The sequence below is a fragment of the Spiroplasma helicoides genome (assembly GCF_001715535.1).
In the GTDB taxonomy this organism is placed as follows: Bacteria; Bacillota_I; Bacilli_A; order Mycoplasmatales; family Mycoplasmataceae; genus Spiroplasma_A; species Spiroplasma_A helicoides.
Window position 1 is genome coordinate 334,738 of record NZ_CP017015.1, and the last position, 17,037, is coordinate 351,774.

At 29.0% G+C, this 17,037-nt stretch carries 14 protein-coding genes; all 14 read left to right on the forward strand.

Translation table 4 applies throughout. The features are described 5' to 3' along the window. Positions 1–34 precede the first annotated feature (34 nt). Positions 35–2,182 (forward strand): ATP-dependent Clp protease ATP-binding subunit, encoded by a 2,148-nt coding sequence (locus tag SHELI_RS01625; protein ID WP_069116051.1) that lies wholly within the window; start codon positions 35–37, stop codon positions 2,180–2,182. Between the two features lie 60 nt (positions 2,183–2,242). After that, positions 2,243–3,262: a heat-inducible transcriptional repressor HrcA gene (hrcA, locus tag SHELI_RS01630; RefSeq protein ID WP_069116053.1), complete on the forward strand. Its 1,020-nt coding sequence runs from the start codon at positions 2,243–2,245 to the stop codon at positions 3,260–3,262. A 2-nt stretch (positions 3,263–3,264) separates the two neighbouring features. Then, entirely contained in the window at positions 3,265–4,014 is a 750-nt protein-coding gene (locus tag SHELI_RS01635) for a nucleotide exchange factor GrpE (RefSeq protein WP_069116055.1), read from the forward strand. Positions 4,015–4,033: 19 nt separating this feature from the next. Then, positions 4,034–4,204, forward strand: coding sequence for a hypothetical protein (locus SHELI_RS05990; RefSeq protein ID WP_157087560.1), 171 nt, complete (start codon positions 4,034–4,036; stop codon positions 4,202–4,204). A gap of 43 nt (positions 4,205–4,247) precedes the next feature. Next, entirely contained in the window at positions 4,248–6,041 is a 1,794-nt protein-coding gene (gene dnaK, locus SHELI_RS01640) for a molecular chaperone DnaK (RefSeq protein ID WP_069116057.1), read from the forward strand. A 50-nt stretch (positions 6,042–6,091) separates the two neighbouring features. Then, positions 6,092–7,258, forward strand: coding sequence for a DnaJ C-terminal domain-containing protein (locus SHELI_RS01645; protein WP_069116059.1), 1,167 nt, complete (start codon positions 6,092–6,094; stop codon positions 7,256–7,258). A gap of 60 nt (positions 7,259–7,318) precedes the next feature. Next, complete coding sequence (locus tag SHELI_RS01650) at positions 7,319–8,992, forward strand: hypothetical protein (RefSeq protein WP_157087561.1); 1,674 nt, start codon at positions 7,319–7,321, stop codon at positions 8,990–8,992. Next, positions 8,982–10,103, forward strand: coding sequence for a tRNA 2-thiouridine(34) synthase MnmA (gene mnmA, locus SHELI_RS01655; protein ID WP_069116063.1), 1,122 nt, complete (start codon positions 8,982–8,984; stop codon positions 10,101–10,103). The genes SHELI_RS01650 and mnmA overlap by 11 nt, the downstream gene beginning before the upstream one ends. Positions 10,104–10,159: 56 nt before the next feature. Next, entirely contained in the window at positions 10,160–10,825 is a 666-nt protein-coding gene (locus tag SHELI_RS01660; RefSeq protein WP_069116064.1) for a hypothetical protein, read from the forward strand. A gap of 91 nt (positions 10,826–10,916) precedes the next feature. After that, a complete protein-coding gene (locus tag SHELI_RS01665; RefSeq protein ID WP_069116066.1) occupies positions 10,917–12,986 on the forward strand; it encodes a DUF2779 domain-containing protein in 2,070 nt (689 codons plus the stop codon). Positions 12,987–12,996: 10 nt separating this feature from the next. After that, positions 12,997–13,962, forward strand: a complete 966-nt coding sequence (gene fmt, locus SHELI_RS01670) for a methionyl-tRNA formyltransferase (RefSeq protein WP_069116068.1) — start codon at positions 12,997–12,999, stop codon at positions 13,960–13,962. An 89-nt stretch (positions 13,963–14,051) separates the two neighbouring features. Continuing rightward, positions 14,052–14,609, forward strand: coding sequence for an elongation factor P (efp, locus tag SHELI_RS01675; RefSeq protein ID WP_069116069.1), 558 nt, complete (start codon positions 14,052–14,054; stop codon positions 14,607–14,609). Positions 14,610–14,639: 30 nt separating this feature from the next. Beyond that, positions 14,640–14,933: an MMB_0454 family protein gene (locus tag SHELI_RS01680; protein ID WP_069116071.1), complete on the forward strand. Its 294-nt coding sequence runs from the start codon at positions 14,640–14,642 to the stop codon at positions 14,931–14,933. A gap of 130 nt (positions 14,934–15,063) precedes the next feature. Next, a complete protein-coding gene (locus SHELI_RS01685) occupies positions 15,064–16,992 on the forward strand; it encodes a hypothetical protein (protein WP_069116072.1) in 1,929 nt (642 codons plus the stop codon). The last annotated feature ends 45 nt before the right edge of the window (positions 16,993–17,037 follow it).

Here is a 17,037-nt window from a genome sequence, read left to right on the forward strand (position 1 = left end):
TGTAAGGTAAGAGTGCTAAACAGGAGGTAAATATATGGACTTTACGCAAAGAACTGATCCATTGAATGACCCAAATATACTTGAAAAATATACTAGGGATTTAACATTGGACGCAAAAGAAGGAAAAATAGATCCAATCATCGGTAGAGATGATGAAATAATGAGGGTTATTAGAATATTAAGTAGAAAAACTAAAAATAATCCTGTTTTAATTGGGGAACCAGGAGTTGGTAAAACAGCTATCGCAGAAGGTTTGGCTCAAAGAATTAACAAAGGTGATGTTCCGAGTGTCTTAAAAAACAAAAGAATTCTTGAACTTGATATGGGTAGCGTAATGGCTGGAGCTAGCTTTTTAGGAGATTATGAAGCAAGAATAAAAGGTATTGTAAATGCAATTCAAAAAGAAAATGGAGAAATCATTTTATTTATTGATGAATTACATTTAATAGTTGGAGCTGGTAAAACTGGTAATGGTGGAGGAATGGATGTTTCTAATCTACTTAAACCAGCACTTGCTAGAGGTGGCCTAAAAGCAATCGGAGCTACAACTCTTAAAGAGTATAGAGAATACATTGAAAAAGACGCTGCATTAGAAAGAAGATTCCAAAAAGTATATGTTTCTGAACCAACAGTTGACGAAACAATATCAATTTTAAGGGGTCTAAAAGAAAAATTTGAGACTTATCATGGAGTAAGAATTCATGATAATGCATTAGTTGCTGCTGCTCAATTGAGTGATAGATATATCTCTGATAGATTTTTGCCAGATAAAGCAATAGATTTAGTGGATGAAGCTAGTGCAACTATTAAAACTGAATTAGCATCTGTGCCAACAGAGTTATATCAGATTGATAGAAAAGTTATGCAATTAGAAATTGAAAGAGCAGCTTTAAGTAAAGAGACTGATGAAAAGTCTAAAGAAAGATTAGTTATAAATGAGAAAGAATTGCTAAAACTTAAAGCAACACAACATCAATTAAATGAAAAATGAGAAACAGAAAAAAAAGCACATGAAAAAATTAATAAACTGCGCTCTACAATGGATCAATTAAAAACTGAATTAGAGCAATCACAAACAGAAGGTAAATTTGAAAGAGCTGGGGAAATTCAATATTCATTATTACCAGCAATTGATAAACAATTGCAAAAAGCTATTAATGTAGATAAAGATAGTTTGATGTCAGAAGAAGTTACCGAAAAAGAAATAGCTGCTATTATTGGTAGATGAACTGGTATTCCAATGGAAAACTTAATGGAGTCAGAAAAACAAAGATTATTAAGTTTAGAAACAGCATTAAGAAAAATGGTCAAAGGTCAAAACGAAGCTATAAAAATTGTAGCTGATGCAATTTTAAGAAGTAGAAGTGGAATAAAAGATCCTGCAAAACCAATTGGTAGCTTCTTATTTTTAGGACCAACCGGAGTAGGTAAAACTGAAGTGGCTAGAAGTCTGGCAAAGCAACTTTTTAGCAGTGAGAAGAAAATGATTAGACTTGATATGAGTGAATATATGGAAAAACAATCAGTTTCTAAATTAATTGGTTCTCCCCCAGGTTATGTTGGTTATGAAGAAGGTGGACGATTAACAGAAGCAGTAAGAAGAAATCCATATTCAATTGTATTATTTGACGAAGTTGAAAAAGCGCACCCAGATGTATTTAATGTACTTTTACAAATACTTGATGATGGTAGAATAACAGATTCTCTTGGTAAAACAATAGACTTTAAAAATACAATTATAATCATGACTTCAAATATTGCAGCTGATTATTTAATGGAAACACAACCTGAATTGGTTGATGAAAAAGTTATTATGGAAAACCTAAAAAAATTCTTTAGACCAGAGTTTTTAAATAGAATAGACAATATAATCCGATTCAATGCTTTATCAAAAGAAGTAATTCATGAAATAATTGAAAAAATTCTACAAGAATTAAAAGAAAGAATTTTGGAAAATGGGGAGTATATAATAAACTTCTCAAGTGAAGTAGTACAAAAAATTATGAAAGAGGGTTATGATAGAGAATTTGGTGCAAGACCAATTAAAAGATATATCGAAAAAAATCTTGAAACTATTATAGCTAGAGCCATTGTTGCAAATGAAATTGAACCAAGAAGAAATTATGTAATTGATGTTGTTGATGATAGATTCACCATATCAACCTCTAAGAAATTAAATTAGCACTTGACTATAAATTGTGCTAAATGATAAACTAAAAAAGAATTGTTAAAGGAGGTTTTTATGTTAAAAAAGCGACAAGAATTAATTCTTAAAACTATTATAGAAGAATACATAAAAACAGCATCTCCTGTAGGTTCAAAAAGAATACAAGAAGTTATTTCAATTGAAATATCTTCTGCAACAATAAGAAATGAATCAGCCTTTTTAGAAGAACAAGGTTTTTTAGAAAAAGCTCATACCTCATCTGGTAGAGTTCCTTCAACAAAAGGTTATAGATATTATGTCGATTATTTAATGAAATCAAATGATATTGAAGATGTTAAATCACAGATTGAAGAAATCTTTAAAAGAAGAGGAGCAACAATTGATCAAATATTAGAAGAGACATCTAAAATATTAAGTGAGATGACAAAACTAGCCACAGTTGTTGCAACTAATGATGGTTTTGAAGAAGTTGAACTAAATAAAGTTGAACTTGTATCTTTATCTGGAAAAAATGCAATAGTTATATTCGTTTTATCAAATGGTGTGGTTGAAAATAAAATGATTAATTTAGAAACTGTACCTATTGAAGAATTACAAATATCAATTGATTTGTTCAATGATCGACTTGTAAATTCAAAACTATCAGAAATTGAATTTAAATCGAAAGCAATTTTACCAATTTTAAAATCACAAGTAAAAAAATATGAATTCATACTACAAACATTTGTCAGTGCACTTCTACATACAGGTTCTTCTCAAGCTAAAACTAGTGGTATGAAGTATTTATTAGAAAATCCTGAATTTAATGATCCTAATAAAATTAAAAGTATTGTTGAATTTATAGAGTCATCATCACCGTTTGCATGATTTAAATCGCAAATGAATAATAAAAATAAAGCAGCTGTTGCAATTGGAATTGAAACAGGAGTTGGTAATGATGATATAGCAATTGTTGGTACTAACTTCCCCACAGAAAGTGGGGGGCAGGGGACTCTTGCATTGGTAGGTCCAAAAAGAATTCAATATGACAAAGTGTCAGATTTATTAGAATGAATAGGTCAAAAAATCGAGGAAAAATACAATAGAGGAGAGTAAAAATGAATAAAGAAGACACAAAAAAAATTTTAGAAATTTTAGATAAAGTTAAAGAAGATTTGAAGTCTGTTAAAAAAGAAGATAATCAAAATAACTTAAATAGCTTAGATCTTGATAAAAAAGAATTGGCTGATATGGCCGATCAAATAAAAGAAGACATTCAAAATCAAAAAGATAATAAAGAAAACGATTCTAATGATGACAAAAAACATAGTGAGCGAATCAACAAATTCAAAAAAGAAAATTCTGATAAAAATGAAAAAAACTCTGAAGTTCAGGAAATTAACATTGACAAGCTAGAATTGGAGATAGTTGCATTAATTGATAAAATTCAAAAATTAGAAGAATCAAAATTAATGGCTATAGCTGATAATCAAAATACTGTTAGAAGATTTCAAGAAGAAACTTCTAGAGTAAAAAAATATGGAGGCGAAAAGCTAGCATCAGAAATACTCCCTGCAATTGATATGTTTAAGTCAGTTGTTGCATCCACTCCGGATAACCCAGAAATTAAAAACTATTTAATGGGATTTCAAATGATAATAAATCAAATTGATCAAGCTCTCTCAAATGCAGGAATTTCTATGATTCAAACTAAAATTGGAGATGAATTAAATCCTGAATTACATAATGCAATTGAGCAAGTGGAAGATAGTCATTTAAAAAGTGGAAAAATAGCTGAAGTTGTTTCAAATGGTTATAGACTTCATGACAGAGTTATAAAACACGTTGCAGTAAAAGTTGCAAAGTAATGTTTTAGAGGATAATGATATGAAAAGTGAAGATAAAAAAAAGAAAGTTGTAAATGTAAAAATTGGAAATAATGTTTTAGTAAATAATATTGACGAAAACATAGAAGATGCAGTTAAAACTATTGTTAAAAATATGGATGAACACATCAATGATGCTGTTATGAAGTCAATATTAAAAGACGACGAATAATTATTAGTTAAAAAAAATTTAATAGTAAAGGTAGGTAATTATTATGGCAAAAGAAAAAATTATAGGTATAGATTTAGGTACAACAAACTCTGTTGTTGCGGTAATAGAAGGTGGACAACCAATCGTTCTTGAAAACCCTGAGGGTCAAAGAACTACAGCATCTGTAGTTGCATTTAAAAATAGCGATATCATTGTTGGAGGAGCTGCAAAAAGACAAGCTGTAACAAATCCAAATACAGCTATTTCTATCAAACGTGAAATGGGTACAAATCATAAAACAAATCTAGAAGGAAAAGATTATACTCCTGAGCAAATCTCTGCTGAAATTTTAAGATACTTAAAAAAATATGCAGAAGATAAATTAGGAACAAAAATTAAAAAAGCAGTTATTACAGTTCCAGCATACTTTAACGATGCTCAACGTAAAGCAACTAAAGATGCAGGTACTATTGCAGGTTTAGAAGTTGAACGTATTATTAATGAACCAACTGCTGCTGCATTAGCTTATGGTATTGATAAACAAGATAAAGAATTAAAAGTTTTAGTTTATGACTTAGGAGGAGGGACATTTGACGTTTCAGTTTTAGAATTAGCTGATGGTACATATGATGTTCTTGCTACTTCAGGAGATAATAAACTTGGTGGAGATGACTTCGACCAAAGAATTATGGATTGAATTGGAGAAAAAATTAAACAAGAATTTAATTTAGATCTATCAAAAGACAAAATGGCTTTACAAAGATTTAAAGATGAAGCTGAAAAAGCTAAAATTAACTTATCAAGTCAGCTAGAAACTGAAATTAATCTACCATTTATTGCGATGAATGAAAATGGACCAGTTAACTTCAGTTCTAAGTTAGCAAGAAGTGAATTTGAAAAAATGACAAAAGACTTGGTAGAAAGAACTAGAAAACCTGTAGAAGATGCTTTAAAAGAATCTAAACTTAAAGCAACTGATATACATGAAGTTTTATTGGTTGGGGGTTCAACAAGAATACCAGCTGTTCAAGCATTAGTTAAATCACTTTTAGGTAAAGAACCAAACAGAACAATCAACCCTGATGAGGTTGTTGCTATGGGAGCGGCTATCCAAGGTGGAGTTTTAGCTGGAGATGTTACAGATGTTTTACTACTAGACGTTACACCATTGACTTTGGGTATCGAAACAATGGGTGGAGTTATGACTCCTTTAATAACTAGAAACACAACAATTCCTACAGAAAAATCACAAATATTTTCAACTGCAGCTGATAACCAACCAGCAGTTGACATTAATGTTCTGCAAGGTGAAAGACCAATGGCAGCTGATAATAAATCGCTAGGTCAGTTCCAACTTACAGGAATTAAACCTGCACCAAGAGGTGTACCTCAAATTGAAGTTACATTTAAAATTGATGTTAATGGTATAGTTTCTGTTACAGCCAAAGATAAACAAACAAATGAAGAAAAAACAATTACAATTTCAAATTCAGGAAGTTTGAGTGAAGAAGAAATTCAAAGAATGGTTAGAGAAGCAGAAGAAAATGCTGAAGCTGATACTAAAAAACGTAAAAATATAGAATTAAAAAATAAAGCTGAATCATATATAAATATTATTGAAGAATCATTGAAAGAATCTGGTGATAAAGTAAGTCCAGAACAAAAAAAACAATCTGAGGAATTATCAAAATCTATTCGTGAACTAATTGCAAAAGAAGATTATGAAGCTTTGGAACAAAAAATGACTGAACTAGAACAAGCTATGAAAATGGCTTCTGAAATGGCAGCGCAACAATCTCAAGCTGACGCAAAACCTGAAGAAGATAAAAAAGATGATTCAAAAGACGGTAAAAAATAATAAATTAATTTATAGTTTGATCAGTTTTATTGTGGAGAGCGAGGTTTCTTATGGCTAAGAAAAGAGATTATTATGAAGTTCTTGGAGTAAGCAAAACCGCTACAGAAGATGAAATAAAAAAAGCATATAGAAAAATGGCTAAACAATTTCACCCTGATGTAAACAAGAATCATGACGCAGAAGAAAAATTTAAAGAAGCAACAGAAGCTGCCGAAATATTGTTAGATGCTAAAAAAAGAAAAATTTATGACCAATATGGTCATGATGGTTTACAAGGTATGGGATCTAATTTTGGTGGATTTGGAGACTTTAGTGACTTCTTTAGTAACATGGGCTCAGGTGGAGGAGACTTCTTTTCTGGAATGGGTGGAGCAGGAGATTTCTTTTCGGATGTTTTTTCTAGCTTCTTTGGTGGTCAAACATCAGGTTCAAGAAATAAAGGATTTCAAGGAAACTCAAGAGGTAAAGATATTGTCTTAGAAGTAGAACTTTCATTGAAAGAATTATTATTTGGTGTTGACAAAGATGTTGAGTTAGATTTAATTGCTAAATGTGAAGACTGTGATGGAATTGGTGCAAAAAGTGAATCTGATATAATTACTTGTGATGTATGTAATGGAATAGGGTCAGTTCAAGTAGTTCAAGATTTAGGAATTGCAAAATTTCAAACACAACAAGCATGTCCTAAATGTAAAGGTAGCGGTAAGTCAATTCAAAATCCATGTAAATCATGTTCTGGAAATGGTTGCGTAAATAAAAGAGAAAAAGTAACTATACCTATACCAAAAGGTTTAACACCTGGTCAAAGAGTTATGTTGAAAAATTCTGGTAATTATAGTACTAATGGTGGTTCAAAAGGACACATATATGCAGATATTTATCTAAGTTCTAAAAGTCAAATACAAATATTTGACAAATATAACATAAAAGGAACTTTAAATTTATCATATATTGATGCTTTACTTAAAAAAGAAGTTTCAGTCGAAACACTTGATGGTACAGTAAAGGTCGACATTCCTAACGATGTAAAAAATGGTGATATCATTAAAGTGAAAAATCATGGATTGTATGAAGGTGTTAAATCTTCACATCGTGGAGACTTATTGTTAGAAGTAAATATTGTATTACCTACAAAAATAAGTAATAAAGAAAAAGAAAAATTACTAGAATTACAAAAAGAAACAACTTTCAAAGTAGAAAATGATTATAAGGAATAGCCTATGGGCTATTTTTTTAATTGTGTTTTATTGTATAATAAAATAATGGGGGAAATAATTATGGCTGATAAAGTAAAAGTATTACAAATACAAAGAAAAAAAAATGATGACCTTAAAATTGAAAATGATATAAAGAATTTTGACCCCATTGAGGATGTATGATTTGATCACACAAGTGAAACTAATGTATCTGTTGAACTAGATAAAACATTTAATGTAAAAAGAAAAGGAGATACTAAAATATCTTTAATTCAAAATGCAAACTCACATTTTTTTAGACCAGAAAATGAAAGTGACATATCCTTTAAAAAAAATGATATTGGTAACAATCAGTTTGAGTCTCTTAATATAGTTGATAGAAGATTTGCAAAGAGACCATCTCAGTTACCACCTGAAATTTTAAAGCTGAGAGAATCAACATACTTAAAAGAACAAAAACTAAAAGAAGAAATGCTTGATAAATTAAATATTAACTTAAAATTTAGAGATAACTTTAAAAATTATCGTTTAGTAAATGATCAACAAATTGATTTCTATAGAAGAAACAATGAAGCAGATAGAAGAACTATTGAAGAACTTAAAAAAAGTCCAATCAACAATTTGAAGACAAGAGAAGAATATATCACACCAAGAAATTTGGAAACAACAAAAGAAAAAGCTAACTTTATAGAAAACCACATTAAAAACAAATCAAATAATTCTCAAAACAAAGAAAATTTGAAAAAAAACACTATTGGTTCTTTTGGCGAAGAAAGTTTTTGAGATTTGGATATGGAAGAGGATAGTGAGGTTTACAATACCGAAAGAACAATAACAGTACCAAATGTTGATAACAATGTTGAATCTCCAAAGTCATTCATTGAGGAAAATGATAAATTAACAAAAGAAAATGTAAATGAAAAAGAAACTATTGAGTTTTCTGAAAAAACAGTTGATGAAAATGTTGTAGCATTAAAAAAAGATGATTTTAACAATACATTAACAAACGAAAAAGACCAGAACGAAACTAAGTTTTCAGAAGAATTAGCTGATGAAAACTTTGGTTTCAATTCTATTAATAATCAAGCTATTGATAAGATTTTAAATCAAACAGATTTTAAATTTGATGAAAATGATTTCAATAACAAGACAAGAAAAGGCATTATTGATTTACCCCAGGAAGTTTTGGATCTTCAAAAAAAAGAGGCATTGAATGATTTGCAAAAAAAAGAGGTAAGCATTGAAGATGAACAGGTTCCGACTTTAGATCCTATAGAGGATACAGAACAAAGTCAAAAAATTAAAACAAAGCAATCTGTTTTTGATGCCACTCATTCTTTTACAATACCTGATGAAATAGATGCAAATCAAGAAATTGATTCTATTAAAAAAGAACCAATAAGTCCAAACGAATATTCTATACCAATTGCCATTAATACAATGGATTATACCTTGGGCGATCAAACAAGTGATTTTGATAGAGTTATTAGTGAAGTTGAAAGTAGTAAAAAAACAGACATAAAAGATGATATCTTTAAAGAAAACCATACAGGAGAAACAACTGAGCTAGTTGAAAATATTGCAATTAAAGCAAAAAAACTTAAAAAAATAACAGCTCAAGTTCCTAAATTCGATGATTTTGAAACATGGTTTAATAATTCAAAACAAATGTCTAAGTTGGCGAAAGTTGCTAAAAAAGAGAAAAAAAGAATGTTAAAAAATGTAAAAACAAAAGGTAGAACAAATGAAAAATAAAAAAGTTATAGTTGGTTTGAGTGGTGGGGTAGATTCATCAGTTGCCGCTGCTTTATTAATTGAACAAGGTTATGAAGTAGAATGTCTATTTATGAGAAATTGAGATAGTAATCTTAACAATGATTTTTTGGGCAATAAACTAGAAGATATTTGTCCTCAGGAGCAAGATTATATGGATGCTGTTGAGGTTGCGAAAAAATTAAATGTTAAATTACATAGAATTGATTTTATAAAAGAATATTGAGATTATGTATTTGAATATTTTGTATTAGAATACAAAAAGGGAAGAACTCCCAATCCTGATATTTTATGCAATAAGTTTATTAAATTTGATAAATTTTTAAATTATGCGCTAAGCAAGTTAGGTGCGGATTATATTGCTATGGGCCACTATGCAGGAGTAAAATATAATAATGAGATAAACGAGTTTGAGTTAATTAGGGCTGTTGATGAAAGTAAAGATCAAACATATTTTTTATGTCAATTAAATCAATATCAACTATCAAAAACATTATTTCCTCTTCAATCATATAAAAAAAGTGAAATTAGAGATATCGCAGCTAAGTATGGATTTATAACAGCAAACAAAAAAGACTCAACCGGCATTTGTTTTATAGGTGAAAGAGATTTTACAAAGTTTTTACAAAACTATATTCCGAATCAACCCGGTAAAATAATTGATATCTCTACACAAAAAGTTTTAGGTGAACATATTGGAGTTATGTATTATACAATCGGACAAAGAAAAGGTTTAAATCTTGGTGGACAACCAGAACCATATTATGTAGCAAAAAAAGACATAGATAAAAAAATACTTTATGTATCAAAACTAACAGATACAAGCTATTTAGAATCAACAAAGTGTTTAGTTAAAGAGTTCAATTTCATAGCTGATATAAAAAAATATTTTGATTCAAATGAGTTCAGTTGTACTGCAAAGTTTAGATACCGTCAACCCGATGTAAAAGTCAATGTAAAATTATTGGATAACAGTCTAGTTGAAATAGAGTATAACGATCAAATTAGAGCTGTTACAGAAGGACAACAGGCTGTTCTTTATTTAAATAAAGTATGCTTGGGTGGCGGTGTAATTGATAAAGTTATAAAATAGTGGTATATGATTATAAAATAGTTTAAAATTTATTTAATGTACAAGGAGTGAATAATATGTTTTTAGCAGACGGTGGTCTAGGTAGTTTATTTGGTGGTGGAGCAACATCTGGTGTAATAATTGGTGTTATTGTTTTAGTAATTATTGTATTTATTGTTGTATCATCGATAACAAGTAAAAAAGCACAAAAAAAAGAACAAGCAAAAAGAAAAAAAGTTGTTAAAGAAGAGATTAAAATGTATTTAGCAGCAGAAAAAAAATTAAAAAATATAAAAATTGAGTATGAAAAAGTATATGCAAGAAAAGGTCCAGAATACAAATATCGTGATGTTTTTGATGTAATTGTACAAATTTTTGAACCAAAAACTAACGATTTGATTCAAACATCAGCATATGAAGTTGAAGGTATTACTACAAGAGCAGATAAAAAAACATATACAACTGCATGACAAGTTAATGGCGAACTTGATTTAGATGAAACTAAAAAAAGAATTGCAATAGCTGAGAAAAAAATTAAGCTAAGCAAAGATGAAAGAAAAGTTTTGAAGATTGAAGAAGTTACAAAAGCTAAGGAACAAAGAGATAAATTAAAACAAGAACAACAAAAACTTAAAGAACAAAAAGCTCAACAAAAAAGCATGGGTAAAACAATTGAATCAGCGAGAATCGATGAAACTATTAAATCAACAGCTGTTAAATTTGTACCTAAAAGAAATAAATAATTGATTGATAAGTCTCACAGTTAGAGACTTATTTTATTTTTACAAACAGCAAATTTTTATATAAAATTTTATTTAGAAGAAGGTGAAAAAAGTGGCTTTAAAAAATGTAGTAAAAAAAGAAGATTTTAAAAAGTATTTTGCAGTTTGTCAAAAGCAAGCGTGAATTTTTCATGACCTAGTAAATTTTAAAAAATCTATAAAATTCAAAAAAGAAAAGCTATATGAGTTTTTTATAAATATGGAATTGAATGATGAAACAGAATTTGATACATCAACTGGTTTTGACCCGTTAGATATATATGAACACTTGTTAAACGGAGAAGACTTAACTGAAGAAGAGCAAAAACAGAGAGATATTTTACAAAAAGAATTAGAAAGCATAGAAGGACTCCAATTATCACCTTTAAGTTCTTCTTCAATTGTAGATGGAAACTCAATTTCAGATGCTTCAAAAGAATATTTCATTTTCGATCTTTATAAAGAAAACAGAAAAAATAAAACCAACTATAAGTATTTTGATTTTAGTATTTATGGTTATGATGAGGCAATTCAAAAAACACAAGAACTTTTACAAAATGATGAATATAAAGTTTTATTTGAACCTTCATTTGAATCACACAATAAAAAGTTAAGGGTTAGATGTGATATTTTAATAAATAAAGGGAATAGACATATCGAAATAATTGAAGTTAAAGCTTCAACACGTCAAAAAAAAGAACATTTTTATGACTTATTTTATCAGTGATATACATTAGAAAGACTTGGTTATACAATTGACAGAATAGGTTTATGTCTTATAAATGAAAATTACTATAGAGGTTATGATGTAATACCCGATACAGAAAGACTGTTGGCTGACTTAGAAGAAAAAATAGATTATGAAACAGAAATAAGACCTATTTTAGAAAAAGGTATAGAAGTAAAGTCTACTGGTGAACCAGATGACATTGATTATGAATCACTGTTTAAAATACAATATGATTACCACTCAGCTAAACTAAGCAATTCTTTTATTACTTTTTTTGAAAATATTTGTCAGCAATTAAATATTGAAAAAATCTTAGAAGAAATATCAGAAAGTTTTGATACTGATAAAATTTTAAGAAATAAATTTTGTGGTTCATATAAGTTTGATTACAAAAATGCAACTATAAAGAAAAAAGAAACATACTGTCAACATGTAGTTTATTATTTTGACAAAAATGAACCTAATCTTTTTGATTTGCCTCGCTTCAAACAAAAAGCAGCAGAAGTTCATTGAAATTCAGGCGAAATATATTTTGAAGAAATTAAAGATAAGTATGATATTTTGAATGAAAAAGATGAACCTTATCTTGATGATATTAAAATGCGTTTAATAAATGTTACTAATGAATATTATAATAATAATGGGAACATTTCCTCTAATAGTGTTGTAGATACAACAAGACTACCATCATTGCTGCATGTTTTGAAAGATTATATTAAATATCCAATATACATGTACGATTTTGAAACCTCTTACTGGGCAGTTCCAAACTTTAATAGGTCAAAAAGTTATCAACAAATACCCTTTCAATATTCTATTCACATAATTAAAGATGATAAATTTGATTTTAAAAAATCTGAAGAAACTATGGATCACTATAGTTTTATTGCTAGTGATAGAAGTGATCCAAGACCAGAGTTTTTAAAAAAATTTTTGCAAGATAGTTTTTCTCACGGTCCAGGAGTTTATGTTGCTTATAATCGAGGATTTGAAAGAATGGTTATAAAGCATTTGATGATAGCTTTTCCTGAATTTGCAAAACCTTTAAAATATATATGACAAAACACAATTGACCTAATGGATTTTTTTACATTACCAAAGGACAATTGATTGATTTATCATCCAAAATTTAAAGGCTCAGCATCGATCAAAAAAACGCAGCCAGCATTAGATGATAGTTTAACATATAATGACCTTAGAATTAGAAAAGGTGACCAAGCAAGTTCTGTTTTTAGAAATTTTGTTGATGGAGCTTTCGATCAAGAACAATGAGATAATATTTTTAAAAATGATATGCTTTTGTATTGTAATAGAGATACATTGGCTATGGTTGTTGTTTTACAAGTTGTTATTAAATATATCAAAGATGTAAAACCAGATTATAGAGAAGTTATAGAAAGCTGAAATAAGTAGGGTTTAATATATGAAACATAAAGTTATTTTTTGTGGAACACCTAATATTGCATTAGAAATACTTAAGGGTTTAGAGCAAATAGATGTTGAAATAGTTGGTGTAATAACACAACCAGATAAATTGGTGGGTAGAAAACAAGTGCTCACTTATTCTCCGGTAAAAGAATATGCACTCACTAAAAATTACAAAGTTATTCAACCTGTAAAAATAAAAGATGCATTTGAAGAAATACAATCTTTAAAGGCTGATTTTTTAGTTACTTGTGCTTTTGGTCAATTCATACCTGATTCAATTTTAAATTTATTTAAGAACGCCATAAATGTGCATGGCTCAATTTTGCCTAAATATAGAGGAGGAAGTCCTATACAGTACTCGATTTTAAATGGGGATACAAAAACAGGAATTTCTTTAATGAAAATGATCAAAAAAATGGATGCTGGTGAAGTATATGTCATAGAAGAAATTGAAATATCGGATGAAGATGATTCTGGAACTCTATTTGAAAAAATGGCTACTTTAGGAAAAAATATGATAGTTAAACATTTAAAAAATATACTTGATGAGAAAATAAAAGGTCAACAACAGGATGAAACAAAGGTAACTTTTGCCTACAATTTATCAAATGAACAAGAAGAAATTGATTGAACAAAATCTAATGTTGAAATAATAAATTTTATTAGGGCATTATCACCTTCACCAATAGCATTTACTTTTTTAGATAATGAAAGAATAAAAATTAAAAAAGCAAGATTGATTAAAGAAGATGAAAACTTTATTATGGTTTTAAAAATTTTTCAACCAGGAGAAATTATAAATTTAGATAAAGAAGGTATTATAGTTCAATGTGGTCAAGGTATACTAAAGATACTTGAGTTACAAAGAGAAGGTAAAAAAATGGTAAGTGCTGGAGCTTTTAATTTTCCAAACTCACCATTTTTTACAGGGGCATTTTTTGGCTTAAAAAAAGGTAGTTAAATACACATTATATAGGATGATAGGTATTTAAAAATTTATTTTTTTTGTATATAATTAATATGTTAAAAATTATTTTAAAGGAGAAAAATATGTTAGTTAATGATTTAAGGCCAGGTACAACCTTTTTATATGATGGGAATATATTTGTAGTTTTAGACTACTCATTTTCAAAATCAGGAAGACAACAAGGTAAAGTAACGGTTAAAGTTAAAAATTTAAGAAGTGGTGCAAGGGTTGAGTTGACTTTTACTGGTGGAGATAAAGTAGATAAAGCTATGGTTGAAAAAAAAGATATGCAATATTTATATAATGATGGAACTAATTGCATGCTTATGAATACCGAAACATATGATCAAGTTGAAATTGAATCTTCAAAATTAGAGTGAGAGTTGAAGTTTTTAGTTGAAGGAACTATGGTTAAAATGACCGAATATGAAGGAGAAATTCTTGGTGTAACAATTCCTGAAAAAATGGAATTAACAGTTGTAGAAGCAGAAGCAGCTGTTAAAGGTGACACATCAAGTGGTGCTCAAAAGAAAGCTAAGGTAGAAACTGGTCTTGAAATACAAGTTCCATTATTTATAAAAGAAGGCGAAAAAGTAGTTATCAACACAACTGATGGTAAATACGCTGGAAGAGCGAGCTAATTTAAACATTATAGAAAAGAGGGGTTATCTATGTACATCTCAATTGAACGAAATACAAGAGGTCATCTAGAAATCGAAGAAAAAGTTCTAAACAAGATAATCGAACTTAGTGTTAAAAATAATACACAAGGTTTAAAAAATGTTACAGCCTCAATTAGCATGCATCACGAAAAAACCCTTTTTATTATTTTAAAAATGGAACTTGAAAATAAAGAAAGTTTATCAGTTGATGAAGTTAGACTTACCAATATAATTAATGAACTAATGAGTCGTACAATTTTAATAAAACCCAAAAATATTGCATTTGCTTATACTAAAGTATAATAATTTGCAATGTTTTTTAAATAATTTGGTATAATCTCAATTTAGTAGTTTATGTAATAGGCACTTTAAAAATGGGAAAAAATAGTGTATAATTAGTTTAACTTATAGGTAAAATTTAGGAGGAAGTAATATGGCCGCAGAAAAAAAATCATCTGGAAAATCAAGAAGCAATGAAAAACAAGATGCTAATTCTGGTACACAATATGTATGACAAAATTTTGGTACAAAATCACTAGCTTTAATAAACAAATATAGTTTACAAACTGATGATAATTATAAAAAATTAATTTCATCTTATGAAAGAATTGACTCATTGCCTGAAGATGATCCTAGAAGACCGAATTTAATTGAGTTATGAGAAACAGAGTTTAACAGATTATTTAAACATTTTTGAGAAAATTATACTTTAGGAACTAAAAAAAGTGAATCAGGTATTTCTGGATGAAAAGACAGATTAGATATCAAGCAAGTTGCTAATACTCCAGATGCAAAAAGAAAAGACCTACTTTCAAGACTTAGTGTTGGTACATCTAGTACTAAAAATGCAAAAGAAGAAATTCTTCAAAGAGCTGGTTATCAATCAGGTACACCAACACAAGAACAATTTACTTTTACAGCAGAACCTAGAACTGGTAAAAATCTTGCTGAAATTGAAAGTTTATTAGACATGCCTGAAGCACCAGAAGTAGTTCAAAGACCTGATAGCATTTTATCAAATAATAACTCTAATTTATTTGGAACTGCTGGAGCTTCTGAAGGATTGATGAGTGAAGAAGAAACAACTCATATTAACAATGCTTTTGATGATGAGACTGAATTAATGACAAGGGAAGTAAAACCAGATCCAAATTTATTAGAATTTGTTACTGGTTCAGGTGTTTCTGCTTTTGATTCAAGTGAAAGTAATTTATCAAATAATACTTCAACTTCAAATACAACAACTGTTAATATTTCAACTTCAAATACAACAACCGTGAATGAATCAATGACCACAAATACATCAAATGAATTATCAAATCAGCAATCAAGAACATATATTGGGAATGAGTATATGTCAAGAGAGCAATTTAATGAAATTAATAATATTCAAGCAGAGTTTGCGCCTCCTCAGGATGATCAAGCATTAGCGGTGTTGGAATTAGGAACAGAGTTTTTTCAACAACAATTGGGTAGACATGGTCTTGTAGATGGTGTTATCGAGGGAGAAGAACCAATTGTATACACAAGTGCTGATGAGTTAATTAAACCTGAAAAAAGAAATGTTTTATCAAAAGAAGGTTTTGAAATTTTCCAGCAATCAGATGATGCAAAAACAATTATAAAACCAAATGTCGATGTTGAAACTGGTGAGTATGCAAAACCATATCACGAAATTAAACCAATAGGAAATTATGGTATAGTTTATGATTATAGAAAACGTCCTTCAATGCAAGATCTTTTAGAAAGCAATCAAAGAGAAGAAAAAGCTCTTGATGAAATGACTCAAAAAATTGAGTTCTTAAGAGATTTACGTAATGAACGTCGTCATAGAATTAATATGATGAAACTTGAACGTGCAAACAGTTATATTGTTGCTAGATCAAGAAGAATGGCTGAAGCACGTGAACTAAAACGATTAAAAAAACGTGAGGAAATCAATCTAAAAGCTATTGAAAAAGCTGATAGAATGAGAAGACTTCAAGAACGTCAAAAATTAATTGAACTAATGAAGGAAAGACAATTAAAAAGATCTGAAGAAAAACGTGTTGCAACAGTTCTAAGACTTGAGAGAGAAAAACGTCTTGAAAGAGATGCTAAGTATAGATCAGAAATAGCTTCTATAGACTCACAAATTAGACATGAGCAAGAATTAATAAAACGTACAGAACTAAAAATGAAAGCCTACTTTACAAAAGTTCATGATGATCAATTATTTGACGATTCACTAAGAGTTGCAAAAAAAATTAGTAAATTTGTAGCACTTGAAAGAAAAGCAGACCAAATGCAAGAACTTGAAGAAAGAAAACGAAAAGATAGAATTGAAAAAATCAGTAGAAAATTCAATAAAAATATCAAGTAGTATAATGGGCGAGTCAATTTAAATTTACTCTCCCGTTTTTTTATA